Below are 26,004 nucleotides of genomic sequence, written 5' to 3'. Positions count from 1 at the left end.
GGATGAGGTGTTTTTTTATGATCGTATCAAAAAGGCTGAAAGCGGCCGTTATTTGTTTTCTGCTCGTGTTTTTCTTTCTGCTTGCCAGACTGGCTGAAATTCAGCTGTTTTTTACAGAATCTTTTTCAAAATCTAACATTAATCTGATTCAGGAAAGCGTCAAGCAGCGGACTGAAGAAGTTCTTATTTCAGACGGACGCGGCTCTTTTCTTGATCGGAACGGCGAAGAGCTGACCGGAAAAAAGCAGCCAGCCGTCGTTCTGTTTCCCTTCCTCGTGACTCAGGATTGGCCGGTTGACCGGGTATCCGCCATTCTCGGAATGAAACAGGAGGAGCTCAGGCAGCTGCTCACGAAGGCGAAAAAACCGGTGATCCTAAACAGCAAAAAAATCAAACATCTGACGAAACAATCTGTGTCAAATATCAATTCTTTGAAATATCCCGGCATTTACGGCGTATATATGAAAGACAGCAAAGAAACAAACATAGCCGCCCATCTGCTGGGCGCGACAAACCAGGACCCGGAGCTTTTGAAAAAGAAATACCCCGGCCGCAAGGAACTGCCGATCACGGCAAAAATCGGGACAAGCGGGATGGAGCGGACGTTTGATGAGTTTTTACTGGCGGATCAGGACACAAAACTTTTGTATCATGTCGACGGAAGGGGAAACCCTTTATTCGGAATGGACGTCAAATATACGGCTGAAGCAAACGCGTTTTATCCGCTGCAAGTCAAAACCTCCATCGACCGCAATATTCAAAAAGCAATGGAAGATGTATTGAAAGACCGCGGGTTAAAAAAGGGGGGAGCCGTCCTTTTAGACATTGAAAAAAGCAGTGTGCTCGGTATGGTATCAAAGCCTGACGCCGACATGTCAAAGCAGCAGACTCTGCAAAATTACATGCTGACGCCGATATATCCGGGATCAGTTTTTAAAACAGTGATCGCCGCAGCCGCAATTGAACAAAATGAAGTGAAGCCGAGCACTTCCTTTAACTGCAGTCTCAACCTGTACGGAGAGCCGGGTGACGACAAAGGCACGCTTAGTTTTGGAGAGAGCTTTGCCCAAAGCTGCAATTATACGTTTACAAGTCTTGCGGAAAAATTGGTCAAAAAAGATGACTCCGTTATTGAAAACATGGCGGAGAAGCTCGGTCTCACACAGCGGGCGGGCTGGGAAGGCAAGCTGTACCGGGAAGACGGATTCAGGCAATTGTATAATGAAAAAAGCGGCGTCATTTGGGGAGATGCCAAAGACAAAACCGTAAAAAGAGCAGTCGCACAGACGGCGATCGGGCAGAAAAATGTGAAAGTCACGCCTCTTGAAGTCGCCAATATGATGGCGACGATCGCACGCGGCGGTGAAAAAAAACAAGTCAAAATCGCAGACAAAATCGAATACAAAAACGGAACGACGATGGCGTCATTCAAAGATCAGCCGCTGAAGGGGAAAACCATTGATAAATATACGGCGCAGCAGCTTCAAAAAATTCTCAGAGAAGTCGTTACTTCACCGAAAGGAACCGGCAGGAGATTTCAGGATCTGCCGTATGCGGTGGCGGGCAAATCCGGAACGGCCCAGACGGGAATGTTCACAAAAGAAAAACAGACGCTTTACCACAAATGGTTTGCGGGATACTTTCCCGCGGACAAGCCGAAATACGCTCTCGTGGTGCTGCACATGGACACGCCGGGGGATAAGGCTCTGACAAATACAGTGTTTTATGATATTGTTAAAAAGGTACATGAAAATGAAACAAACTAGACATAGAACAACCGCTCAGCCCATGTTAAAATATATGCTGAGCAAGAGGGATAAAGGAGTGCAGAATGATTGAGCAATAAACAATCTCGTTTTGAAAACCGTGATAAGCGCAGAAAAGCAAATATGGTGCTTAACATTTTAATTGCTATCGTATCTATTCTTATTGTCGTCGTTGCAGTCAGCCTCTTCATCAACAGCCCGTCCAGCGACGTGAGCGAAAAAGCGGACACGAGCCAAAAGCAGGAAACACCTGCATCAGGCAAGACGAAGCAGACATCAGATGAAGACATAAAAGACAGCAAAAAAGATACGGCGTCAGACGATGACAAAAAAGATAAACAGGATAAGGACACATCTGATTCATCTTCAGACTCTGACAGCAAAAAAGATGATGATTCATCTAAAAGTGATGACAGCAGCAAAAAAGACTCTGATTCAAGCGATCCTTTTAAAGGAGCAGAAATAACAGAGGGCGGCTCATCCAGCAATGTCGATAAAACAATTGTTAACTCAAAATGGAAAGCGGTCGGCACAAAGCAGACTGGAGAACATACGGCGACGTATGATTCAAGCTCTGAAGACTGGTCTGAAATGCTCGACGCCATCTCTTATGCAACCGGCGTGTCAAAAGATAACATGACTGTGCTGTGGCTTGGAAACAATGGAAGCCCGCAAGATGCGAAGGGTAAAGTTTTAGACAAAACGAACGGCAAAAAGTATCAGGTCACCATCACTTGGCAAGACAAAAAAGGCTGGAAGCCGACAAAAGTAGAAACATTAAAATAACCGCAAAAAAGCAGCTGAAGAGTCAGCTGCTTTTTTCTGTCATACGTCAGCGGAAAAATGAACTGACGCGCTGTAAAGGATTCTGCCGTCAACGGCCGTCACCTGATGAGATACAGAACGGACGCGAAGCATAATCGCCTGGTTGTTTTCAATCTGAACGTTTATTTTCTTTTCAAGCTCCTGCAAAGATGCCGCTTCGAAAAATTCTACTTTATCTTTTATTAAATCCAATTGAAAATTCATCAGTACAGATCCTCCTGATTTTTCTTCTGAGTCAATGAAAGTATAAGCCTTTCTGCCGTAATTGCGCAATAATCCCAGAGTATTTTAGTACCCTTTCGTTCTTTTTTGTGATAGGATAGGAACTGTTCCACGATTAATCCATACTATACTCATAGGAATTATAAATTATGGAGAGTGAAAAATATGGGCCGTGAATTTATTCCTTTATTCGAAGATTGGGCAGCGACTTATGACGCCACGGTGCACGGGGCTGACAAACAATATGCCGATGTTTTTAAAGGATATGACAATATTCTGGACAGCATCGTCGCACTTTCGGGTTCAAACGTTTTAGAGTTCGGACCGGGCACTGGGAATTTGACGGCGAAATTAGCCGCCGCGAAAAAAAAGGTGTTTGGTGTAGAACCGTCTCCGTCAATGAGAAAACTGGCAGCTGACAAGCTTTCTGACAGAGCCGTGTTCAGTGACGGGGATTTTCTGGAGTTTCCCGCTCCGCCTTTTCAAATAGATACCATCGTCAGCTCGTACGCCTTTCATCATTTAACCGATGAAGAAAAGCAAACGGCTGTAAAGCAGTATGGCACAATCCTTCAGAAGCATGATAAAATAGTGTTTGCCGATACTGTCTTTAAAGATCAAGAAGCATACGATGAAGCTATAAAAAAAGCAAGCCGAAACGGCTATCATCAATTAGCGGACGATTTAAAGACGGAACATTATCCGACACTCGGGACAATGAAAAACATCTTTTCAGCTGAGGGGTTTGCCGCGCGATTTACGCAGCAAAATGACTTTGTCTGGATAATGGAGGCGATTAAACGGTAAATCGAAGGGATTGTGTATAAATGAAACTGGCAGTCATCGGAGCAATGGAAGAGGAAGTTACGATTTTAAGAAGCAAACTGAAAGACGCAAAACAAGAGATGATCGCGCACTGTGAGTTTACGACGGGCAGCTATGAAGGCGTCGAAGTCATATTGCTGAAATCAGGCATCGGAAAAGTCAACGCGGCGATCAGCACGACGCTTCTGCTTGACCGTTTCAAACCTGATTATGTGATTAACACAGGCTCAGCGGGCGGATTTCATCATACATTGAATGTAGGCGATGTCGTCATCTCAACAGATGTCCGCCACCATGACGTGGATGTGACGGCGTTTGACTATGAATACGGACAGGTGCCCGGTCTTCCGGCAGCATACAAAGCTGATGAAAAGCTGATCAGCATTACTGAGGAAGCGGTTTCTGAGCTGAACGGCATTCAAGTCGCCAAAGGCACAATTGCAACGGGAGATTCTTTTATGAATGATCCGAAGCGGGTTGAAGACGTGCGCGCCAAGTTTGCGGATTTGTACGCGGTTGAGATGGAGGCGGCGGCTGTCGCACAGGTGTGCCACCAGTTCAAAACGCCTTTTGTTGTCATCAGAGCTTTATCTGACATTGCCGGAAAAGAATCTGACGTTTCATTTGATAAATTTTTAGAACAGGCTGCCGTTCATTCAACTGAGCTTGTCCTGAATGTCATCAAACGAATTCACTAAGCGGGGGATTCTCGTTCTCCCCCGCTTCAGGGGGAGGACATATGTTGAACGTGATAACAGACATTACAGAACTGATCGGAAATACACCGCTGCTTCGCCTCAAGCATTTTGATATACCGGAGGGAACGGCGGTTTATGCTAAGCTTGAGATGATGAATCCGGGCGGAAGCATTAAAGACAGGCTGGGCGAGATGCTCATTGAAGATGCGCTTCGCACGGGAAAAGTAAAAGCGGGCGGCGTTATCATTGAAGCGACTGCCGGAAACACCGGAATCGGACTCGCTCTGTGCGCCAGAAAGCATCAGCTTCGCGCCGTTTTTTGCGTCCCGGAGCATTTCAGCAGGGAAAAGCAGCAGATTATGAAAGCACTCGGAGCTGACATCGTGCATACGCCGAGAGAAGAAGGCATGCAGGGAGCCATCCGGAAAGCGCTTGAGCTGGAGAGAGAAATCAGTAATTCTTATGCTGTTTTGCAATTTAAAAACCGAGTAAATCCATTGACTTACTACAAAACGCTCGGACCTGAAATATGGAACGCACTCGGCGGCAATATCCACGCTTTTGTCGCCGGAGCGGGTTCTGGCGGCACCTTTGCCGGCACGGCAGCTTATCTAAAAGAAAAAAGTCCTGCCGTCAAAACGGTTATCGTTGAACCGGAAGGCTCCATCCTGAACGGTGGAGAACCGCATGCCCATAAAACAGAAGGCATCGGCATGGAGTTTATTCCGGATTATATGGACGAGAGCCATTTTGACGCCATTTATACAGTAGAGGACGATAAGGCGTTTTCGTTCGTCAGAGAAGCGGCCGAAAAAGAAGGTCTCTTAATCGGCAGCTCATCAGGGGCGGCTCTGTATGCGGCGCTTGAGGAAGCAAAAAAAGCGCCCGCCGGGTCAAATATCGTCACTATTTTCCCTGACGGCAGCGATCGTTATATAAGCAAGAACATTTTCCAAGGAGGTCAGTAAGATGAAGAAAAAAACGCTGATGGTGCACGGAGGAATTACGGGAGATGAAAAAACCGGAGCGGTTTCCGTACCGATTTATCAAGTAAGCACATACCAGCAGCCGAAAGCGGGCGAGCACACGGGCTATGAATATTCAAGAACGGCCAATCCGACGCGGACTGCTCTTGAAAGTTTAATTACGGAGCTTGAAGGCGGCGCGGCGGGATATGCGTTCGGCTCAGGAATGGCTGCGATTACGGCCGTCATGATGCTGTTTGACAGCGGGGATCATGTTATTTTGACGGACGATGTATACGGCGGCACTTACCGGGTGATGACAGGTGTGCTGAACCGTTTCGGCATTGAAACGGATTTTGTTGATACGAGCAGCAAAGAAAAAGTCCAAAAAGCCATCCGTCCGAATACGAAAGCCATTTATATCGAAACACCGACAAATCCGCTTTTGAAAGTGACTGACCTCAAATTGATGTCTGACATCGCAAAAGAAGCGGGCGTATTGCTCATTGTCGATAATACGTTTTATACGCCGTATTTCCAGCAGCCGCTCAGTTTCGGCGCTGACATCGTGCTGCACAGCGCGACAAAATATCTCGGCGGCCACAGTGATGTCGTCGGCGGCTTAGTCGTAACGGCTGATAAAGAGCTTGGCGAAAAGCTTCATTATGTGCAAAACTCAACGGGCGGCGTTTTAGGACCGCAGGATTCATGGCTGTTGATGAGAGGCATTAAAACGCTTGGACTCAGAATGGACGCCATTAATCACAGCGCCGGAAAGATCGCCGAGCTGCTTGAAGCGCATGATGCCGTTCAGACGCTCTACTATCCGGGATCACCGAAACACCCGGGCCATGAGCTGACAAAAGCGCAAAGCTCCGGTTTCGGAGGAATGATTTCCTTTGATATCGGCAGCAGCGAACGCGTCGACGCATTTTTAGAAAAATTGAACCTGTTTACGATCGCGGAAAGCTTAGGAGCGGTTGAAAGCTTAATCTCCGTGCCGTCAAGAATGACACACGCTTCGATTCCGCGCGACCGCCGGCTTGCACTCGGCATTACGGACGGGCTCGTACGGATCTCAGTCGGTATTGAGGACACTGAGGATTTAACGGCGGATGTGAAACAGGCGCTTGATTCACTTTTATAAAGATTGGATAGATTTACATTCTCTGTCGGCTGTCAGCTTATATTATAATGTTGTTAGACTATAAAACTGGCAGGTGACCTTATATGGAGAAGAAAAGACTGAAATCATTAATAGAAGATTTTAAGCATTACGCATTTATTCTGCTTGCAGTCAGCACCTTCATTTATATCGGCGCGGTTCTTCCCGGACAAGGGCTGACTGCAGGCCAGAAAATGCTGATGTTTGTAACCGATTGTGTATTTTTAGCGGGCGCTTATTTCTGCGTTGACCGTTCACTTATTTATAAAAAGAGGCTGGACGAGGCCGATGAATAAAAAAAGCCATTGTCTTTTGACAATGGCTTTTTTCGTTTCTTATTCAGTTGGAGTTTTTCGTAATTCTTTTCCCATTCCTTTTAAAAACTGCAGCCCGAAGCCGAGCGCGCGGTTAATATCAGGGTCACCGGCGGCTTTCATCAGTTCAAACATACTGACTTTCCGGTCTTCTTTTAAAAAGCTTTGCGCCTGATCCGTTCCGGCCATGACGCTCTCTAAAAGTCTGCCCATAAATTCGGGGTCGGCTTTTGACAGCGCGCCTCCCGCGGCCATCATCGTATTCAGAAGATTTGTGACAGGTTCCCGGGAAATCTGACCGAGTGCGATTTTGGCAATTTCCTCTTTCGCCTGGAGCATATAGCCGGCGGCATCAAAAATGCCCAAGCCGTTCAGCTCTGCCATAATAGACATCGTTTTCGCGACGGCTTCTTCATTTTCTGCAAGAAGCGTCTTCAGCTCTTCCAGCTTTTCGGCTTTCAGCTGTTCCTCTGTTTTTGTTTCTTTATGAATTTCAGTAATTGGGCTTGCCATAATGCTTCCTCCTTTCCTTAATCAGTTAAATGCACATAGCCCGGACGGTTCCATTTTCGCTGCGCTTCCACACCGTTTTGCGGATGACGTTTTTTGTTCCGCGGATTCGTTTTCGGAAGAGGCGGAGTATCACAGGAACCGAGCACTTCCATGCGGACTTTTGTCTGCTTATAGGCAGGCGTATGTGTCCGTGAATCATACGCGGGCCCGGTCAGGAAATTAATCGCAGAATCTTTATCTGTAGAGTTCATCGGCAGATAAAGTTCGTTTGCACGGACGCGGTCTGTTACAAGCGCGTTTAATTTAACCGCTCCAAAAGGAGAGACGAGCCGGATCATTGTTCCGTCGCAAATTCCTCGTTCAGCCGCGAGTTCCGGCGATACTTCAACAAATACGTCCGGCACTTTAGACTGAATGCCTTTTGATTTGTTTGTCATATTTCCTTCGTGGAAATGTTCAAGCATCCGCCCGTTGTTAATGTGCAGGTCATATTCTTCAGGGAATACGGCAGGCTCCACCCAGTCGCTCAGCGCAAAACGGGCCTTTTTGTCAGGGAAGTTAAAGCCGTCTTCATAAAGAAGCGGAGTGCTTTCTCCTGTAAAGCTTCCCCATAGGAAGCTGTTCCAGCCGCTAAGAACGTCGTAGCTTGCTTTTCCGAAAAGCGGAGAAAGGCTCGCCATTTCTGAGAAAATGTCGCTTGGATGTGTGTAATTCCAATCAGCGCCTAAACGATTGGCTACTTCCTGAATAATCCACCAGTCGGGTTTTGCATCGCCAAGTGTCGGAAGCGCCTGATACAATCTTTGCACACGCCGCTCTGTGTTTGTAAATGTCCCGTCTTTTTCAAGAGAAGGAACCGCAGGCAGGATGACATCCGCGTATTGCGCCGTTCTTGAAAGGAAAATATCCTGCACAACAAAGAAATCAAGGCTGGATAAAATGTCATGAACATGGTTGGCGTTTGAATCGACGAGCGCCATGTCTTCACCGACAAGATACATGGCTTTCATGTTTCCTTCTTCAATCGCATGGAGCATTTCAATATTATCAAGACCCGGCTTGCCGTCAATTTTGACACCGTAAGCTTTTTCAAATTTAGCGCGTGCCGCATCATCGGTAATATGCTGATATCCCGGAAGCCAGCCCGGCAAAGTTCCCATATCACAAGCGCCTTGAACGTTGTTATGTCCCCGCAGCGGATAAGCTCCGGCACCCGGGCGGCGGTAGTTCCCTGTGGCAAGCAGCAGGTTGGAAATCGCCGCTGATGTATCAGACCCGCCTGTATTTTGGGTAACGCCCATCCCCCAAAGAACACAAGTGCCGTCTGCATCACGGATCATTTCGGCAATGCGGATCATCGTATCTTGAGAAAGTCCGGTGATGCGCTCTGCGTATTCTAATGTATATTTTTTCAGCGTTTCTTTATAATCATCAAAGTAATTGACGTTTTCATCAATAAACGCTTGATCGTGCCAGCCTTGGTCAATCATATATTTCGTCACTGCCATGAGCCAGACCTGGTCAGTCCCTTGTTTCGGGCTGATAAAGAGGTCGGACCGTTCAGCCATTTCATTTCTGCGCAGATCGGCAACAATTAATTTTTGGCCGTGCAGCTTATGCGCGCGTTTCACGCGTGTGGCGAGAACCGGGTGTCCTTCCGCCGGATTGGCGCCGACGATGAGCACGAGGCCCGCTTTGGCGATATCTTTAATTGTGCCGGCGTCACCGCCCATACCGACGGTGCGGAATAAGCCGTCCGTTGCCGGTGACTGGCAGTAGCGTGAGCAGTTATCCACGTTGTTGGTTTCAAATACTTGGCGCGCTAATTTTTGGATGACGTAATTGTCTTCATTCGTAATTTTAGAAGAAGAAATAAAACCGACAGAACCATTACCATACTCAGCCTTGATCGAACCGAGTCTTGAAGCGACAAGGTCAAGAGCTTCTTCCCATGACGATTCAACGAATGCGCCGTTTTTCCGGATGAGCGGTTTTGTAATCCGTTCTTCCGAATTCACGAAGTCCCAGCCGAATTTCCCTTTGACACAAGTGGAAATCGCGTTAACCGGAGCATCGGAAACAGGCTGAATTTTAAGGATGTCACGTCCTTTTGTCCATACTTCAAAAGAGCAGCCGACGCCGCAGAACGTGCAGACTGTTTTTGTTTTTCTCGTCCGTTTGTCGCGCATGGCCGCTTCCACTTCTGACACGGCGAAGATGCTTGTGTAGTCGGGTTCAACATTTTTCACTAAATCAATCATCGGTTCCATGACATCTTCTTTTATTCCTGTCATAAAACCGGCTTGGCCGAGCATTGATTTTTCCATCAGTGCGTTACAAGGGCAGACAGTGACACACTGGCCGCAGCTGACGCAGGAAGATTCATTAATGGCGACGCCTTCGTCCCAAATGACCCGCGGGCGGTCGCGCTCCCAATCAATTGAAAGTGTTTCATTCACCTGAAGGTTTTGGCACACTTCAACACATTGGCCGCAGGCGATGCATTGGTTCGGATCATAGCGGTAAAACGGATGAGACATATCAACCGCGCACTTTGAATCGTCTTTCGGCGTATACGGATATTTTTGATGCTCAATCCCCATCATTTCCGCTGTATTATGCAGTGTGCAGTTACCGTTGTTGTTATCGCATACCGTACAGTAAAGCAGGTGATTCTCGAGGAGGCGGTCCATGGCCTCCGTCTGAGCTTCTTTTACCCTTCCTGATGTAAGCGAGATTGACATTCCATTTTCTGCAGCCGTAGAACAAGAGCGCTGCAATTTCCCGTTTACTTCAACAATACAGGTGTCACATGTTTGAATCGGATCTACTTCAGGTACATGGCATATTTGCGGAATCTCAATTCCATTTTGATTTAAAATATCTAAAATCTTAGTCCCCTCTGGTGCTTCATACTCCGTGCCGTCAATTTTGACACGGATAGACTGAACGTCTGTCACTTCCAATTCCCCTCCATCTTTTAAACTCGAAAAAAGCCATGCACATAGATACCGGCCTCCTGTCCGGAGATCGGTAATAAATACGCATGGCGGAATAGTTCACTAGCAAGTCTTACTAACAGACCAATCCTATCTGTATAAAACGATAGACTCATAACACGTTTCCTATTACGAATCCATCTTCACTGCTTTTATTATAAGGTGATATTTATTATAATACAATACGAAAGGAAAACTTTAACCAGGTGAAATGTCACAAAGGGGAACCGGGAATGTCTTTCATAGGCTAAAATCGGAGGGGGACAATATGTCTAAAAAAATTCATGAATTTAACGATATTATCCGGAAATTGCGCAAAGAATTATTTGGAAAAGGACCGGAACGAATTCACACCGTCTTTGTAGATAACATGGCGGTATCTACGCTTTACGGCAATTTAAGCGCAAGTGAGCAGTTTATCGCACGCACGCCTGAAGGAAGGGAAATGGTTCACGCCGCACGGACCAGCTTAATTCAGGAGCTGTATTCAAAACAAACGCCTGACGGAATGGAAGAGCTTATCGGAGCAAAGCTCGTGCACCTGTTTTCAGATATTAAAATAGAGGAAAATATTGCTGTATCCGTGTTTGTATTTGACCGCCCAATTGAGGAGCATAAAGAAGAAATCAAGAGCTGATAATATTTAATTGACACTAAATTGTCACATTTGATATGATATGAACTGCCAGCAGTGGCTAAAGGACGATTTTTTATGGAATGTGTGCATGATCTGTACATGTTCTATAACGCATATTTTTATTCTGCTTGATATTGTTGTATGGGTATGCATACAAGTTAGGCAGCATTCAATCCCCCGTTTTCAGACGGGTTATTTGAATGCTGCCTTTTTTGTTGGGCGCCTTTTGAAACTGCCGGATGAATTGATAAATGGAGGGGTTATTATGGCTTTTCGTAAACCGGACGAAATAGCGGAGCTTGCGGTCGAAGCAGGGGTAAAAAAAGTGCATTCACCGCTTTCAGCATTGGTTGTATTAGGATTTTTGGGAGGAGCGTTTATCGCACTCGGTTATTTGCTTGATATTCGTGTCATCGGAGATCTTCCGAAAGAATGGGGCAGTTTGTCGAGTTTAATCGGCGCGTCCGTGTTTCCCATCGGGCTGGTGCTCGTCGTTCTTGCCGGGGCGGAGCTGATTACGGGAAATATGATGTCAGTATCCATGGCGCTGTTTTCCAGAAGAATATCAGCCGGTTCATTAGTGAAAAACTGGATCATCGTGACGCTGATGAATCTCGTCGGTGCGCTGTTTGTCGCTTACTTTTTCGGACATGTAGTCGGATTAACCGAAACGGGCCCGTATTTGGAAAAAACGATTGCAGTCGCACAAGGCAAATTGGATATGCCGTTTGGAAAAGTCATTGTTTCGGCGATTGGCTGCAACTGGCTTGTCTGTTTAGCCGTTTGGCTTTCTTTCGGCGCAGAAGACGGAGCCGGTAAAATCGCGGGTATATGGTTTCCGATAATGGCGTTTGTCGCAATTGGATTTCAGCACGTTGTCGCGAATATGTTTATCATCCCGGCTGCGATTTTTGCAGGCTCTTTTTCATGGGGAGATCTGATTCTTAATCTCATTCCGGCCTTTATCGGGAATGTGATCGGCGGCGCAGTGTTTGTCGGCCTTATTTATTTTATTGCATATTCAAAAAAGAATCAGAATAAACAAGGAATGAAAAGAGTTTCCTGAGGTAAGAAAGATGCCGGAAAACATGGACAATTGAAGCGGAATTCAAGCACATTTTCCGTCCAAATCTTGAAAAAAATGTTTACAAATTGGAAGTCGGTGGATATACTTACAAAGTAAGAAAAAAGCAAAGGGAGGTTGAGTCACATGACAATGTTAAACGGTAAACAAAACCCAAAATTGAATCGATTCAGCCTGTGGAAGAGTTCGTGTCCTTCCTTAACCTCTGCCTGTCAAGCACGTTAATTTCGGAGTATCAGGACATTCGCAGCTCCCCGCAGGGAAAGAAGCATCGGCTTCTTTTGTCTGCGGATTTAGTCTGCCCGCAGCGCATATGAAGTTTGCTGCGGGTTATTTTCGCTTGTGCGGATATTGAAAGGGGGTGAGCGATAATGACCATTAATCTTTTCTTTTTAACACTGACCATTTCAAAGCGTTTTAAAAGTGCGGAAGAGTACGAACGAGAACAGCAGGTCGAAGAGTTTTACAATGAAGCGAAAGAACGTCAGCTGAAACATTTTTATATGAACTAAGTGAACACGAAGAGCCAAAATGGAGGAGAAGGAGGAGATCATCATGTTCAGAATTGAACTGTTGAATCATTACACAATGGAGAAGGACCAGGTTTAGCGAAAATTTTTCTGTCACGGCGCAGACGGCCTGCATACCATGGTAAAGAAAGAAAAATTGGTAAGCGGGTGATAGCATGCAGGGCGGTCAGAACAGAATTCCATCCATCGGACACGGGTATGCGTCAATGCCCCATTCATTTAAACACGGCTACGGCAACCCGTACCGCCGTCAGAGAATGGCGGCGCTTTCCCGGCAGACAAGATATATGGCACCGTATTATTGGTACTAGAGCAGACGGAAAACATACGTTTTCCGTCTTTTTTTTATGAAATCTGAAATAAATTTCAAATAAATCGAAACGTTGATGAAGAGAACGCCGTCTAGTTAGCACCTCGTACTAATAGGAGGTAATATTATTTCTGAATAATAAATCACAGAAATAGAAAAGCGGGTGTTATACAATGTTGCAACATACATCTTCAGCATTAAAACGAATGCGCGCGAAATACTTTGCTAAATCAGAACCGGCACAACCGGTCATTCGACAAATCATGATGGATATACAGGAATACGACCGCATTCTGGAAATCGGAACAGGAAACGGCTCAATGTTTAAACAAATCATCGGACAGCTTGAAAAGGGCAGTCTTAAAAGTATAGAAACATCTAAACGTAAAATACGGAAAACACAGCGCGCAAACCGTTCGGCCATTAAGGCCGGGCTCGGAAACATTCAGCAGGGGCGGCCTGAAAGCATTCCGTTCCACGACCGCAGCTTTCATAAAGTCTTCTCTTTACATACTGCTGAAACAGTCAGCGATTACCGGATTGCATGTAAAGAAGTGTACCGCGTTCTTCAGATTGACGGGTGTTTTTACATCGTTTTGAAGCCTTCGCGGATGAGTGAAAATGATGTGATTCAGGTGCTGCGTGATCAGCATTTCAGAGACATTTCAGTTGTCAGCAGAGATTCATTCCATTTTATTACTGCCATTAAATAGAATATTTCTTGGGAAATAAAAAGAGCTGCTTAAGTCACTGCAGCTCTTTTTGTTAAATTGGGCATTTTTCCTTATTTTCGGTTATATCACACTTATTTTATATTAAAAAAAGTTTTTTTCTTATACAATGATTATCAGATGACCGTACATTTTAAATTTGAACAAGCGGAATGAATATTCATTCCGCTTTTGAAAGGGGGATTGGATGACAGCTTCAAACAAGGTTGAACTCATTATGAAAGCGTCGCTTACTTTGTTTACGGAAAGAGGTTTTGACGCGACGACGATTCCGATGATTGCCGCCCAGGCGGATGTCGGAACCGGCACCATTTACCGTTACTTTGACAGTAAAGAATCACTTGTAAATGTGCTGTATCAGGAAAGCGCGCAGCGTTTTATGAAAAAAGTCAAAACCGATTTTTCAAAAATATCTGTAAGAGAAGGGTTTCATCATCTTTTTTATTGTCTGATTGATTTTACAAAGGAAAGCGAGTACGCATTGTTTTTTCTTGAAACGAATAAGGACGCCTACTTTCTGAATGAAACGAGCCGTAAGCTTCTTGATGAATTAACACAGATGCTTGACGTCTTTTTTCAGCGCGGCAAGGCTGAAGGCGTGCTCCGCAGCCTCCCGTCCAATGTACTGATGGCGATTTTGCTCGGGGCATATCTTAAACTCTATCAGCTTGTCCGGACGGGAAGCGTCGAGATAACGAAACCGTTTCTGAAAGAATTGGAGCAATGCTCTTGGGATGCCATCAGGACTCATTAATTATTCGCCGAAGGAAGGAAGATCTATATGAAACAGCTAAGCGCAATACCGCAGCCGAAAACATACGGCCCTCTGAAAAATCTCCCTCACTTGGAAAAAGAAAAGCTTTCACAATCGCTTTGGAAAATAGCAGAGGAATACGGCCCGATCTTTCGTTTTGAATTCCCGAGCTCTGTCGGGGTCTTCGTATCAGGCCGCGAGCTCGCAGCAGAAGTCTGTGATGAGAAGCGATTTGACAAAAACCTCAGCAAAGCTTTGCTGAAAGTCCGTGAATTTGGCGGTGACGGATTATTTACGAGCTGGACAAACGAAAAGAATTGGCAGAAAGCGCATCGGATTTTATTGCCGAGCTTCAGTCAGAAAGCAATGAAAGGCTATCATTCAATGATGCTTGATATTGCCATGCAGCTCGTGCAGAAGTGGAGCAGATTAAATCCGAATGAAGAAATTGACGTCGCTGAAGATATGACGCGCCTGACGCTGGATACAATCGGCCTGTGCGGGTTTCATTACCGCTTTAACAGCTTTTACCGCGACACACAGCATCCTTTTATCACAAGCATGCTTCGTGCGCTGCAGGAGGCCATGCGCCAATCTCAACGGCACAGTCTGCAGGACAAGCTGATGATCAAAACGAGACATCAGTTCCAGCAGGATATTGAAGAGATGAATGCGCTTGTAGACCGGATCATTGCTGAGCGGAGGGAAAATCCGGATGAAAATCTGTCTGATCTTTTGGCATTGATGCTTGAAGCCAAAGACCCTGTAACGGGTGAAAGACTGGATGATGAAAATATCCGCTATCAAATTATTACCTTTTTGATCGCGGGACATGAAACGACAAGCGGGCTGCTTTCTTTTGCGATATACTGCCTGCTGAAAAATAAAGATAAATTGGAAAAAGCCGTTCAGGAAGCCGAACGGGTGCTGACGGGAGAAACCCCTGAATATAAGCAGATTCAGCAGCTGACCTATATCCGCATGGTGTTAAACGAAACATTGCGGCTTTATCCGACTGCACCGGCATTTTCTCTGTACGCGAAGGAAGATACGGTTCTCGGGGGGAAATATCCGATTGAGAAGGGACAGCCGGTGACGATTCTGACTCCGCAGCTGCACCGTGATAAAAGCGCGTGGGGAGAAGATGCCGAGTTATTCCGCCCTGAAAGGTTCAGTGATCCCGCGGCCATTCCGGCTGATGCATATAAGCCGTTTGGAAACGGACAGCGCGCCTGCATCGGGATGCAGTTTGCCCTTCAGGAAGCGACGATGGTGCTCGGTCTTGTGCTTAAGCATTTTGAACTGATTGATCATTCTGATTATGAGCTTACGATTAAAGAAGCTTTAACCATTAAGCCCGGCGATTTTAAAATCCGGGTGAAAAACAAGGACGTGTCCAATCAGCAGACCGCACAGAACCATAAAGCTGAAGGAAACGATCACAAAGAAGAAACGAAAGAAATACCGTCTCACGGAACCCCGCTTCTCGTCCTTTACGGATCAAATTTAGGAACAGCGGAAGGAATCGCGGAAGAGCTGGCTGACATCGGAAGAAGCAAAGGCTTTTCAACTGAAACCGGCCCGCTCGATGATTATGCCGGGAAATTGCCTGTGAAAGGCGCTGTCGTGATTGTAACGGCTTCTTACAACGGGGCGCCGCCTGATAACGCGGCGGGTTTTGTCAAGTGGATGGAAACTCTTGAAGATCAGGAATTAAAGGGTGTTTCTTACGCCGTCTTCGGATGCGGAGACCGCAACTGGGCCGCCACCTACCAGAAGATTCCCCGTCTTATAGACAAAGTGCTTGAAGAAAAAGGAGCAACACGGCTTACCTCTATCGGAGAGGGTGATAATGCCGATGATTTTGAGTACAGTCAAGAAGCCTGGGAAGATTCATTTTGGCAGGACATCATCAAGGCTTTTCATATAGAAGCCGCTCCTGAACAGCAAAACAAATCACAGCTATCAATAGAATATGTAAGTGAAGCAGCTGAGACGCCGATTGCCAAAACGTATAAAGCGTTTGAGGCCGAAGTCATCACAAACAAAGAGCTTCATACCGAAAGCAGCAAGCGATCAGTCCGGCACATTGAGCTGCGTCTCCCGGAAACAGAAACTTATCAGGAAGGAGACCATCTCGGGGTGCTTCCGCAAAACAGCGGGGAACTGATCAGCCGCGTCATTCACCGGTTCGGTCTCGACCCGAATCAGCACTTTAAAATCAGCGGACGGCATTTACCTCATCTGCCGATGGACCGGCCGGTTACTGCACCGGAGCTTTTGGCGTCATATGTAGAACTGCAGGAACCGGCTACGAGAGCCCAGCTTCGAGAACTTGCCGCACATACCGTGTGCCCGCCGCACCAAAAAGAATTGGAGCATCTTTATTCTGATGAAACGGCATATAAAGAAAACGTGCTGAAAAAACGAATGACCATGCTGGATCTGCTGGAAGATTATCCGGCATGTGAATTGCCGTTCGAGCGCTTTTTAGAACTTTTGCCGTCCTTAAAGGCGCGCTATTATTCAATCTCAAGCTCACCGAAGGCAAACAGCGGGGAACTCAGTATCACAGTCGGCGTTGTAACGGCTCCGGCTTGGAGCGGCCGGGGAGAATATCGCGGTGTTGCTTCGAACTACTTAGCCGGATTACAGAATGGCGATCATGCCGTCTGTTTCATCCGCTCACCGCAGTCCGGTTTTGCACTGCCTGAAAATACGAAAACTCCTCTCATTATGGTCGGAGCGGGCACCGGAATCGCGCCGTTCAGGGGATTTATCCAGGCGCGGGCTGCCGAAAAAATGTCCGGTAACAGCCTGGGTGAAGCTCATTTATACTTTGGCTGCAGACATCCTGAAGAAGACGATCTCTACAAAGATGAATTCGATCAGGCGGAGAAAACAGGCCTTGTCACCGTGCATCGGGCATATTCAAGGTTAGATCAGGACTGTAAAGTATACGTACAGGATGTCCTGCTTCGTGAGGCTGCACAGATTATTGCGCTTCTTGACCAAGGCGGCCATCTCTATATATGCGGTGACGGAAGCAAAATGGCTCCGGCCGTGGAAAATGTCCTGCTGCAGGCGTATGAAAAGGTGCATAACACTGATTCGAAAGTTTCCTTGAGTTGGCTTGAACAGCTGCAGGCGGAAGGAAGATATGCGAAAGATGTGTGGGCAGATGTGTAACAGAAGCGTGAGGTCACAACTGAAGAACGTCATATAATGGAAGAAAGCCGGCACGATATTTGAAATCTACTGAATCAAAAGGAATAGTTATAGGGAGTATCGTGCCGGCCTTAATTTTATTATCGGACAAAAGACACAAAACTTTAATGTTTTTATCAATTTATATGCAGGCGGCTATGTTTTCTTTTTTTAAATTCCGCCAAAAATAAAACCGGATAAGACAATAGCAGTAAAACCGAAATAAAAGAAATGATGCCGATCCAATGAAAATGCGTCCAAAAGAAACCGCCGCAAGACCCAGCCACGCTTGAACCGATATAATATGCAAGCAAATATAATGAAGAGGCTTGTGCGCGATGGTCACCGGCTGCGCGGCCGACCCAGGCGCTTGCAATCGAATGTGCCCCGAAGAACCCGAAGGTAAAGACGGCAATTCCCGCGATTTTAAGTGCAAGCTGGGGCAGAAGTGTCACCGCTGCGCCGGCCAGCATAACAAAAATCGCAATCTTTATCATTTTTGCGCTTCCGTAAAGGTCCGCTTTTTTCCCCATATAGACTGAGCTGAACGTTCCCGCGAGGTAGACAATAAAAATAAAACCGATCACAGTCTGCGACAAATGATAAGGAGCGGCCATTAAATGAAAGCCGATATAATTATATAATGTGACAAAACTCCCCATTAATATAAACCCCAGAGAAATTAACAAAAGCAGCCGTTTGCGGTGTATGACAGCTCCGTATTCCTTACATGCCGCTTTTAAGCCCGCATGCCGCTGAGATGAATGACGCGGAGCCGGAAGCAAGCGCCAAAACAAATAGCTTAATACAATAGAAAGAATACCGATGATGGCAAGCGCCGGCCGCCAGCCGAATAAATCGGTCAGAAGCCCCGTTAACAGCCTGCCGCTCATTCCCCCGATGCTTGTGCCGCTGATATACAGGCCCATCATTTTCCCGAGGCCCTTCGGATCAAACTCCTCGCCTACATACGTCATGGCGACAGCCGGAACGCCCGCCAGAAAAATACCGAGCAGCCCCCTCATCGCCAAAAGCGCCGGAAAAGCCGGACTGAATGCTGTTAACAGACCTAAAACAGAAGTGGCTGTTAATGAAAGCACCATTAACTTTTTTCTGCCGAAACCGTCAGATAACGAAGCGGCGGCCAATAATGAAAATGCCAAAACGGCTGTTGAGATGGATAAAGTTAAGCTCGCAGCCGCAGCGGAAATATGAAACTCTTCCGAAAACAAAGGCAAAAGCGGCTGTGTCGTGTAAAGAGTGGCGAATGTCACGAAGCCGCTGATAAACAGAGCCAAGCTGGCCTTTCTGTAAGCCTCTGTATGAGGCTGTATAAACGTCATGAATGTCCCTCTTTTCTCACTGTTGGTTATATATGTATCGTACGCTTTTCATTTCAATGTGTCTAATTTATAATAACTATGCAATTAATGCGTTTAGGTTATGAGGGAAGGGGAGAAGGAGAAATGGAGCTTCATCAAATTGACAACTTCATTGCGGCGGCAAAACATCAGCATTTCACAAATGCGGCAAAAGAAAGGATGATTTCTCAGCCGGCATTAAGCCGATCGATTATCAGGCTCGAAGAAGAATTAGGCGCGCCGTTATTTTACAGAGAGACGAAAGCAGTCCGGCTGACAAGGCACGGAGAGCAGTTCTTACTAAAAGCAAAACAAGCGAGACGCGCTTTAAATGAAGGCGTTGAACAAGTGAAAAAGAATATGAGTCTGGAGCACGGCGAAATATCCGTATCTTTTCTTCATACGCTCGGTTTGCGCTTAATGCCTCAGCTGATTGCCGAATTTAAAAAGCAATACCCAAACGTGACTTTCAGGCTCTACCAAGGCGCAAATGAAACGCTTCGCAAAATGGTGGAAACGGGAGATGCGGATATCTGTCTCAGCTCACCGCCGCTTCCCAGCGAGCTTTTACAATGGACGGTGCTGGAGAAAGAGCCTCTTTATGCGGTGCTTCCTGAAACCCATCCGCTTGCAGGGAAAAAAAGCATTCAAATGAAAGAAATGCAGGACGAGGATTTTGTCGGATTTAAACCGGGATACGGGCTGAGGTATATGTTTGACCTGATGTGCCGGGATTTGAATATACACCCGCATCTCGCATTTGAAGGGGAGGAAGTATCGACCATATTAGGGCTGACCGCCGCCGGCCTTGGAGCTGCAGTGCTGCCGAAAACCGCGGAGCATCAATATTTTCCGGTCGTTTTTCTTCCGGTGGCAGATTACCAATGCGAACGCACCATTGCGTTAGCCCAGTTAAAAAACCATGATCTCTCTCCGGCTGCGGAGCGTTTTAAACAGTTTGCACTTGAGTATTACAAAACACGAAATGCGCCGTCAGTCTCGTAAAATCGAAGTCACAATATGCTTTGAATCCCATTGCCCCTTCGAAAAAAATGTAATGGGATACTTGCGGGGAAACAGCTGCTGATGAATATCTTCAGCCGGCATCCCTGCCTTTGTTTTTGTGCTTACATATAAATCAACTGTACACATGCAATTTCACAGACAGAAACTGTATCGACCCGTTAGTCAAATGAATGTCATTGAACTTAGCTATCTTTTTTTGAGTGAATGGTCATTCACCATCTTTGTAATATCTTTCTTTCTGAAAATCCAGCATTGTAAATACGCGTCAGTAGAAGAGGTGACGAAACTGGTGTTACTATTGATATAAAGCAGAAAGAAATACGGATAACGGAGGAACACCATGGCGAAAAAAACGGTTAAAACAAATGCTGTCCGTATCATTGAACAGCAAAACATTCCCTATGAGCTTTTAGGTTACAAAACAGAAGGGGGACAGCCCGCAGACGGTCTTTCCGTTTCAGAGAAAATCGGATACTCTGCCGAATATGTTTATAAAACCTTAGTGGCCTCGGCAGGAACAGAACGTTATTACGTTTTTGTTGTTCCCGTTGCAAAAGAACTGGATCTGAAAAAGGCTGCAAAGGCAGTGGGTGAGAAGAAAGTGGAAATGATTGCCGTGAAAGACCTTTTAGGCGTGACCGGCTATATGCGAGGCGGCTGCTCTCCAATCGGCATGAAAAAATGGTTTCCGACTTTTATTGATAAATCCGCCGAAACACTGGAGTTTATGATTGTCAGTGCGGGGAAAATCGGAATGCAGCTGAAATTAGCGCCTCAACATTTAGCCGAAGCAAGCCGGGCAGCATTTGCAGATATTGTTTAAATGTCCGATAAATCCAATGAAATACACGTTTCAAGGGAGAATGATAATGAAAAAAAGATACGAAAACTTGAATGGCGTGAAGAATGAAAATGGATTCAGGGACATGTTGAGATGGATGAAAGAACGAAGAGAGAAAATAAAAGATTTAAGCGAGAACATTCCGAAAGCGGCCAATAGGGATGTTCACGAAGTTGCCGTCAATCGGACGGAAACGGCCATTACATGGATCGGCCATTCTTCATTTCTGATCCAAATACAGGGGCTTAACATAATCACCGACCCTGTATGGGCGCGGCGGATGGGTTTTCAAAAACGGCTGACAGAGCCGGGATATGAATTGAGCGAACTGCCTGATATTGATGCCGTGCTCATTTCACACGGACATTATGACCATCTTGATTTTCCGAGTATAAAAAAACTGAGAGGAACCCCGGATTTTTACGTGCCAGCGGGACTGAAAAAGCTATTATTAAAAAAAGGCTGCAAAAAGGTCTATGAAATGAATTGGTGGGATCGTTTTGAGGTGCGGGGAGTGAACATATCATTTGTTCCGGCCCAGCACTGGACACGGAGAACGCTCTGGGATACCGATACCTCTCATTGGGGAGGATGGGTCATAGAAAGCGAAAACGGCGAATCCATCTATTTTGCAGGAGATACAGGCTATTTCGATGGCTTCAAAGAAATCGGAGAAAGGTTTCATATTAAGGCGGCTCTGATGCCGATCGGAGCGTACGAACCGGAATGGTTTATGAAAGTGTCACATATCAATCCGGAAGACGCCGTGAAAGCGTTTTTGGAGCTGAAGGCTGACAGCTTCATTCCCATGCATTACGGGGCATTCCGGCTTGCTGATGATACAGGACCGGAAGCATTAAGCAGACTGCACAGCGAATGGACCCGTCTTGCGTTACATCCGCAAAAGCTGAAAGCATTAGCGCTCGGAGAAACATTTTGGCTGTAACAGCAGGTTTTCACTGCCGACACCAATCGTTTTTAAACGATTGGTGTTTTGTCGTCCAATGAACTCTGTATAAAATATGATTTTTCCGGAAACTGCGGTAAAAAACAAAACTTTTTACTCTTTTGTTTCCCTATATAATGTAAACGGTTTCGTGTGCGCAGTATTTTTATACTATCACAATTGTTCAAGCGGAAACGGACAGGAAGGATAGAAAAACAGATGAATTACATGAATTCAAGACAGAAAGAGATTTTGTATCTGTTGTTATCTGAACCTGATGACTGCTTAGTTGTGCAAGATTTCGCAGACAGGGTCCGATGTTCTGAAAAGACGATCAGGAATGATTTGAAAACGATTGAGGATTTTCTGAATGAACATTCTCACGCTCAGCTGATCCGAAAACCCGGATTAGGCGTCTATTTACATATATCAGAACAGGAAAGGTCATGGTTAAGCCGGCAAATGTATAATGAGCATTTCACTTGCAGGCATAAGACCGATGAAGAAAGAATACTTCACATTGCTTATGATTTATTAATGAATTCAAAGCCTGTTTCTGCAAAAGAATTAGCCGCACAGCACTTTGTGAACAGAGCATCCATTAAAAAGGATGTAAATGCGGTTGAAAAGTGGCTGAAGCGATTTGACCTCACGCTTGTTTCTAAACAGCGCCTCGGATTAAAGATTGAAGGGGACGAAAAAAACAAAAGAAAAGCATTGGCGCGAATTTCAGATTTGACTGATAATACGGAGTTTACAAGCCAATTTATAAAAAGTAAGTTCTTAAGCCATGAAGCGGATTTTGTGAGAAAAGAAATTAAATTATTACAAAAAACCCATTCTATCTATTTCACGGATGAAACATTTGAAAGTTTGCTGCTGCATACATTGCTGACAATCCGCCGGATCAAAATGAAGCAGCCGATCGCGATTTCTGCAAGACAGCTGGACGCAGTAAAAAAGAAGAAAGAATATGAATGGACACGGGCTTGTTTAAAACGGCTTGAGCCGGTATTTGCCATCCGGTTTCCTGAGGAAGAAGCCGTCTATTTAACTTTACATATTATAGGCGGGAAAGTCCGCTATCCATTGCAGCAAGAAAGGAAGCTTGATCTTGAAGATTCTGAGCTTCCAAAAGTCGTCAGGCATTTAATCAATCGAGTTTCAGAGCTGAAAATGCTGGATTTCCATAAAGACCAAGAATTGATCAACGGATTGAACATCCATCTCGATCCGGTGCTGAAGCGGCTGAGCTATGATCTCTCTGTTTCAAACCCCATGCTTAACGACATCAAAAAAATGTACCCTTATTTGTTTCATCTTATCATCGACGTCTTGGAAGACATCAATCAAACATTTGATCTTCATATTCCTGAAGAAGAGGCGGCATATTTGACGCTGCATTTTCAGGCAGCGATCGAACGGCTGCGCCGAAGCAGTGACAGCCATAAAAGGGCGGTCATCGTCTGCCATATGGGCATTGGTATGTCACAATTGCTGCGGACTAAAATTGAACGGAAATTTCATGACATTACCGTAATAGACTGCATCGCAAAAGCGGAGCTGGCGGAGTATATCAAAAAGCATAAAGATATAGATTTCGTCATTTCTACGATAGAGCTTGAAAATGTAACGAACCCTCATATTGTCGTTTCACCGCTTTTGGAGCCTGCTGATGAAAAAAAGCTCAGCGCATTTATTGGACAGCTTGATATATCGCACCGCCGGGAGCAAAAAACGTTCAAAATGCTGAATGATACGACTCCGTTTCTCGTTTTTTTACAGCAAGAGACAGAGCACCGCTATCAGGTCATTGAACAGCTGGCACGTGCTTTGTACGAGAAAGGCTATGTAGAAAAAGAGTATGGCATTCATGCAGTAATGAGAGAAAAAATGTCGGCGACAAATATCGGGGCGGGTATTGCCATCCCTCACGCTAACTCCAAATATATCAAACAATCAGCCATTGCAATCGCCACGTTAAAAGAGCCGATTGAATGGGGGTCGGAAAAAGTGTCGCTCATTTTTATGCTTGCCGTCAAACATGAGGATCAAAACATGGTAAAGCAATTATTCAGTGAGCTTTCCTATCTCAGCGAGCAGCCGGCATTGATTCAAAAACTGACCGAAGAAAAAAATGTGATGACGTTTTTATCTTATTTAAACTATTAAAAGCAGGGAATGGCTCCCTGCTTTTTTTCTGTTTATAGGAAAAAATGCCGTTATTTCCGGAACTTATGGTAAAAAAACGCGCTAATTAAGGTGTGATTTCAGTATAAAGTTGAGACAAGATCTTGATATTCAAACGGCAGAGGAGGATTTATATGAAACTGGTAGCGATTACATCATGTCCGAACGGCATTGCCCATACGTATATGGCTGCCGAAAATTTGCAAAAAGCCGCCGGCAGATTAGGCGTTCAGATCAAAGTGGAAACCCAGGGCGGAATCGGAGTGGAAAATAAGCTGACCGAAGAGGACATCCGGGAAGCAGACGCAATCATTATCGCTGCGGATCGTTCGGTGAATAAAGACCGGTTCACAGGAAAAAAGCTGCTCGCTGTCGGAGTTCAGGACGGCATCCGCAAACCGGAAGAATTAATTCAAAAAGCACTGAGCGGTGAAGTGCCCGTCTATCAATCAGCTTCAAAAGCTGAATCGGGAAGTCAGCAGGAAAAAAAACAAAACCCGATTTACCGCCATTTAATGAACGGCGTTTCTTTTATGGTCCCCTTTATTGTAGTCGGCGGTTTATTGATAGCGGTTGCATTGACGCTTGGAGGAGAAAAAACACCAAAGGGCTTAGTCATACCAGATGAGTCTTTTTGGAAAACGATTGAACAGATCGGCAGTGCTTCTTTTTCATTCATGATCCCGATTTTAGCCGGATATATCGCGTTCAGCATCGCCGATAAGCCAGGTCTGGTCCCCGGAATGATCGGCGGATATATTGCGGCATCCGGAAGCTTTTACGACAGCGCAAGCGGCGCAGGATTTCTCGGAGGAATCATTGCCGGATTTTTGGCGGGGTATGCGGCGCTTGGAATCAAAAAATGTAAAGTCCCGAAAGCTATCCAGCCGATTATGCCGATTATTATTATTCCGGTGTTTGCTTCACTGATTGTCGGTTTGGCGTTTGTATTTTTGATCGGTGCCCCCGTAGCTCAAATTTTCGCATCTTTAACGGTTTGGCTGGCGGGAATGAAAGGTTCGAGCTCAATTCTCCTGGCATTGATTTTGGGAGCGATGATCTCCTTTGATATGGGCGGCCCCGTAAACAAGGTGGCGTTTCTTTTCGGATCGGCCATGATCGGAGAAGGAAATTATGAAATTATGGGGCCGATTGCCGTTTCCATCTGTATACCGCCGATAGGGCTTGGAATTGCGACGTTTTTAGGGAAAAGAAAATTCGCCGCATCAGAAAGGGAAATGGGAAAGGCTTCATTTACAATGGGCCTTTTCGGTATCACGGAAGGAGCCATTCCATTTGCAGCCCAAGACCCCCTTCGTGTGATCCCGAGTATTATGGCGGGCTCTATGACCGGCTCGGTGATCGCGATGATCGGCCATGTGGGTGACAGAGTGGCACACGGCGGCCCTATAGTTGCCGTGCTTGGAGCAGTTGATCATGTATTGATGTTTTTTATCGCTGTAACAGCAGGTTCTCTTGTCACAGCTCTGTTGGTTAATGTACTGAAAAAAGATATGGCGAAATCCCCCGCGCCCGGCGAAGCTCCGCCGGCTGCCGAACCAAATGAAGCTGCAGCGGCAAAAGAAACTGAGAAACAATCTCAGTCCAGTCAAAAAGGCGGCATGACCGACATCAACAAATTAACTGACATTATCAGCACAGACCTGATTGAACCGTATTTAACCGGAGAAACCAAGGATGGCATTATCGATGAAATGATTCAGAAATTGTCCCGTAAAGGCATGTTGCTTTCTGACAGCGGATTTAAACAAGCAATTTTGAGCCGTGAACAGCAGGGAACCACAGCGATAGGTATGAATATCGCAATCCCGCACGGAAAGTCTGAAGCCGTCAGAACACCGAGCGTCGCATTCGGGATAAAGCGCTCAGGTGTTGACTGGAACAGCCTGGATGGATCCGATGCAAAACTGATTTTTATGATTGCCGTACCGAAAGAAAGCGATGGAAATCAGCATTTGAAAATATTGCAGATGTTATCCCGAAAACTGATGGATGACAACTATCGGAAGAGGCTGCTCTCCGTACAGACAAAAGAAGAGGCGTTTGAGCTTCTGGATGAGATCGAATAAAGCGG

Annotated in this window: 23 protein-coding genes; 19 read left to right on the top strand and 4 right to left on the bottom strand. The window is 45.7% G+C overall.

Translation table 11 applies throughout. From position 1 onward, the window contains the following. Positions 1–17: 17 nt before the first annotated feature. Together QRX25_RS12690 and QRX25_RS12685 are read left to right on the top strand one after the other, a co-directional pair. Positions 18–1,766: a peptidoglycan D,D-transpeptidase FtsI family protein gene (locus tag QRX25_RS12690; RefSeq protein WP_212098532.1), complete on the top strand. Its 1,749-nt coding sequence runs from the start codon at positions 18–20 to the stop codon at positions 1,764–1,766. A 69-nt stretch (positions 1,767–1,835) separates the two neighbouring features. After that, on the top strand, positions 1,836–2,552 hold the full coding sequence (locus QRX25_RS12685) for a YrrS family protein (RefSeq protein WP_115997683.1): 717 nt from the start codon (positions 1,836–1,838) through the stop codon (positions 2,550–2,552). 39 nt (positions 2,553–2,591) lie between these two features. Here QRX25_RS12685 and QRX25_RS12680 read toward each other — a convergent pair whose 3' ends face one another. After that, complete coding sequence (locus QRX25_RS12680) at positions 2,592–2,795, bottom strand: YrzA family protein (protein WP_003152771.1); 204 nt, start codon at positions 2,793–2,795, stop codon at positions 2,592–2,594. 183 nt (positions 2,796–2,978) lie between these two features. Between QRX25_RS12680 and QRX25_RS12675 the strand changes: the two genes are divergently transcribed. The 5 genes from QRX25_RS12675 to QRX25_RS12655 all read left to right on the top strand — a co-directional run bounded on the left by QRX25_RS12675 (position 2,979) and on the right by QRX25_RS12655 (position 6,762). Further along, positions 2,979–3,620, top strand: coding sequence for a class I SAM-dependent methyltransferase (locus tag QRX25_RS12675; RefSeq protein ID WP_088613173.1), 642 nt, complete (start codon positions 2,979–2,981; stop codon positions 3,618–3,620). A gap of 20 nt (positions 3,621–3,640) precedes the next feature. After that, positions 3,641–4,336, top strand: a complete 696-nt coding sequence (gene mtnN / locus QRX25_RS12670; protein ID WP_003152774.1) for a 5'-methylthioadenosine/S-adenosylhomocysteine nucleosidase — start codon at positions 3,641–3,643, stop codon at positions 4,334–4,336. A gap of 44 nt (positions 4,337–4,380) precedes the next feature. Continuing rightward, the gene (locus QRX25_RS12665) at positions 4,381–5,304 is read left to right on the top strand and encodes an O-acetylserine dependent cystathionine beta-synthase (RefSeq protein WP_212101740.1); all 924 of its coding nucleotides are present in this window, start codon (positions 4,381–4,383) and stop codon (positions 5,302–5,304) included. Between the two features lies 1 nt (position 5,305). Continuing rightward, positions 5,306–6,448, top strand: a complete 1,143-nt coding sequence (locus tag QRX25_RS12660) for a bifunctional cystathionine gamma-lyase/homocysteine desulfhydrase (RefSeq protein WP_115997681.1) — start codon at positions 5,306–5,308, stop codon at positions 6,446–6,448. An 83-nt stretch (positions 6,449–6,531) separates the two neighbouring features. Further along, positions 6,532–6,762, top strand: coding sequence for a YrhC family protein (locus QRX25_RS12655; RefSeq protein WP_014470746.1), 231 nt, complete (start codon positions 6,532–6,534; stop codon positions 6,760–6,762). A gap of 39 nt (positions 6,763–6,801) precedes the next feature. Here the strand turns inward: QRX25_RS12655 and QRX25_RS12650 are convergent, their stop codons facing one another. Beyond that, the gene (locus QRX25_RS12650) at positions 6,802–7,293 is read right to left on the bottom strand and encodes a helical membrane plugin domain-containing protein (protein ID WP_014470745.1); all 492 of its coding nucleotides are present in this window, start codon (positions 7,291–7,293) and stop codon (positions 6,802–6,804) included. A gap of 17 nt (positions 7,294–7,310) precedes the next feature. Beyond that, positions 7,311–10,253: a formate dehydrogenase subunit alpha gene (gene fdhF / locus QRX25_RS12645; RefSeq protein ID WP_115997840.1), complete on the bottom strand. Its 2,943-nt coding sequence runs from the start codon at positions 10,251–10,253 to the stop codon at positions 7,311–7,313. 307 nt (positions 10,254–10,560) lie between these two features. Between fdhF and QRX25_RS12640 the strand changes: the two genes are divergently transcribed. The 7 genes from QRX25_RS12640 (at position 10,561) to QRX25_RS12610 (ending at position 17,527) form a co-directional block, all read left to right on the top strand. Continuing rightward, a complete protein-coding gene (locus QRX25_RS12640) occupies positions 10,561–10,929 on the top strand; it encodes a Na-translocating system protein MpsC family protein (protein ID WP_065981943.1) in 369 nt (122 codons plus the stop codon). 265 nt (positions 10,930–11,194) lie between these two features. After that, on the top strand, positions 11,195–11,995 hold the full coding sequence (locus QRX25_RS12635; protein WP_065981942.1) for a formate/nitrite transporter family protein: 801 nt from the start codon (positions 11,195–11,197) through the stop codon (positions 11,993–11,995). Between the two features lie 389 nt (positions 11,996–12,384). Further along, positions 12,385–12,525, top strand: coding sequence for a YrzI family small protein (locus QRX25_RS12630; RefSeq protein WP_003152787.1), 141 nt, complete (start codon positions 12,385–12,387; stop codon positions 12,523–12,525). Between the two features lie 173 nt (positions 12,526–12,698). Further along, positions 12,699–12,854, top strand: coding sequence for a hypothetical protein (locus tag QRX25_RS12625; protein WP_193551596.1), 156 nt, complete (start codon positions 12,699–12,701; stop codon positions 12,852–12,854). A 172-nt stretch (positions 12,855–13,026) separates the two neighbouring features. Continuing rightward, positions 13,027–13,566: a class I SAM-dependent methyltransferase gene (locus tag QRX25_RS12620; protein ID WP_065981941.1), complete on the top strand. Its 540-nt coding sequence runs from the start codon at positions 13,027–13,029 to the stop codon at positions 13,564–13,566. Positions 13,567–13,771: 205 nt separating this feature from the next. After that, positions 13,772–14,338 (top strand): TetR/AcrR family transcriptional regulator, encoded by a 567-nt coding sequence (locus QRX25_RS12615; protein WP_065981940.1) that lies wholly within the window; start codon positions 13,772–13,774, stop codon positions 14,336–14,338. Positions 14,339–14,365: 27 nt separating this feature from the next. Further along, positions 14,366–17,527 (top strand): bifunctional cytochrome P450/NADPH--P450 reductase, encoded by a 3,162-nt coding sequence (locus QRX25_RS12610; RefSeq protein WP_115997679.1) that lies wholly within the window; start codon positions 14,366–14,368, stop codon positions 17,525–17,527. 155 nt (positions 17,528–17,682) lie between these two features. Here QRX25_RS12610 and QRX25_RS12605 read toward each other — a convergent pair whose 3' ends face one another. Beyond that, positions 17,683–18,888, bottom strand: a complete 1,206-nt coding sequence (locus tag QRX25_RS12605; RefSeq protein WP_115997678.1) for an MFS transporter — start codon at positions 18,886–18,888, stop codon at positions 17,683–17,685. Between the two features lie 123 nt (positions 18,889–19,011). Between QRX25_RS12605 and QRX25_RS12600 the strand changes: the two genes are divergently transcribed. The 5 genes from QRX25_RS12600 to QRX25_RS12580 all read left to right on the top strand — a co-directional run bounded on the left by QRX25_RS12600 (position 19,012) and on the right by QRX25_RS12580 (position 25,999). Continuing rightward, entirely contained in the window at positions 19,012–19,911 is a 900-nt protein-coding gene (locus QRX25_RS12600) for a LysR family transcriptional regulator (RefSeq protein WP_014470737.1), read from the top strand. Positions 19,912–20,272: 361 nt separating this feature from the next. Continuing rightward, the gene (ybaK, locus tag QRX25_RS12595) at positions 20,273–20,755 is read left to right on the top strand and encodes a Cys-tRNA(Pro) deacylase (RefSeq protein ID WP_115997677.1); all 483 of its coding nucleotides are present in this window, start codon (positions 20,273–20,275) and stop codon (positions 20,753–20,755) included. A gap of 46 nt (positions 20,756–20,801) precedes the next feature. Next, a complete protein-coding gene (locus tag QRX25_RS12590; protein WP_115997676.1) occupies positions 20,802–21,719 on the top strand; it encodes an MBL fold metallo-hydrolase in 918 nt (305 codons plus the stop codon). Positions 21,720–21,938: 219 nt separating this feature from the next. Beyond that, positions 21,939–23,891, top strand: a complete 1,953-nt coding sequence (manR, locus tag QRX25_RS12585; protein ID WP_212098529.1) for a mannose transport/utilization transcriptional regulator ManR — start codon at positions 21,939–21,941, stop codon at positions 23,889–23,891. Between the two features lie 152 nt (positions 23,892–24,043). Next, the gene (locus QRX25_RS12580; RefSeq protein WP_212098527.1) at positions 24,044–25,999 is read left to right on the top strand and encodes a fructose-specific PTS transporter subunit EIIC; all 1,956 of its coding nucleotides are present in this window, start codon (positions 24,044–24,046) and stop codon (positions 25,997–25,999) included. The last annotated feature ends 5 nt before the right edge of the window (positions 26,000–26,004 follow it).

Source organism: Bacillus sp. L381 (genome assembly GCF_030284525.1).
In the GTDB taxonomy this organism is placed as follows: Bacteria; Bacillota; Bacilli; order Bacillales; family Bacillaceae; genus Bacillus; species Bacillus amyloliquefaciens.
Note: the sequence above shows the minus strand (reverse complement) of the source record. Positions and strands in the feature narration are given on the sequence as shown.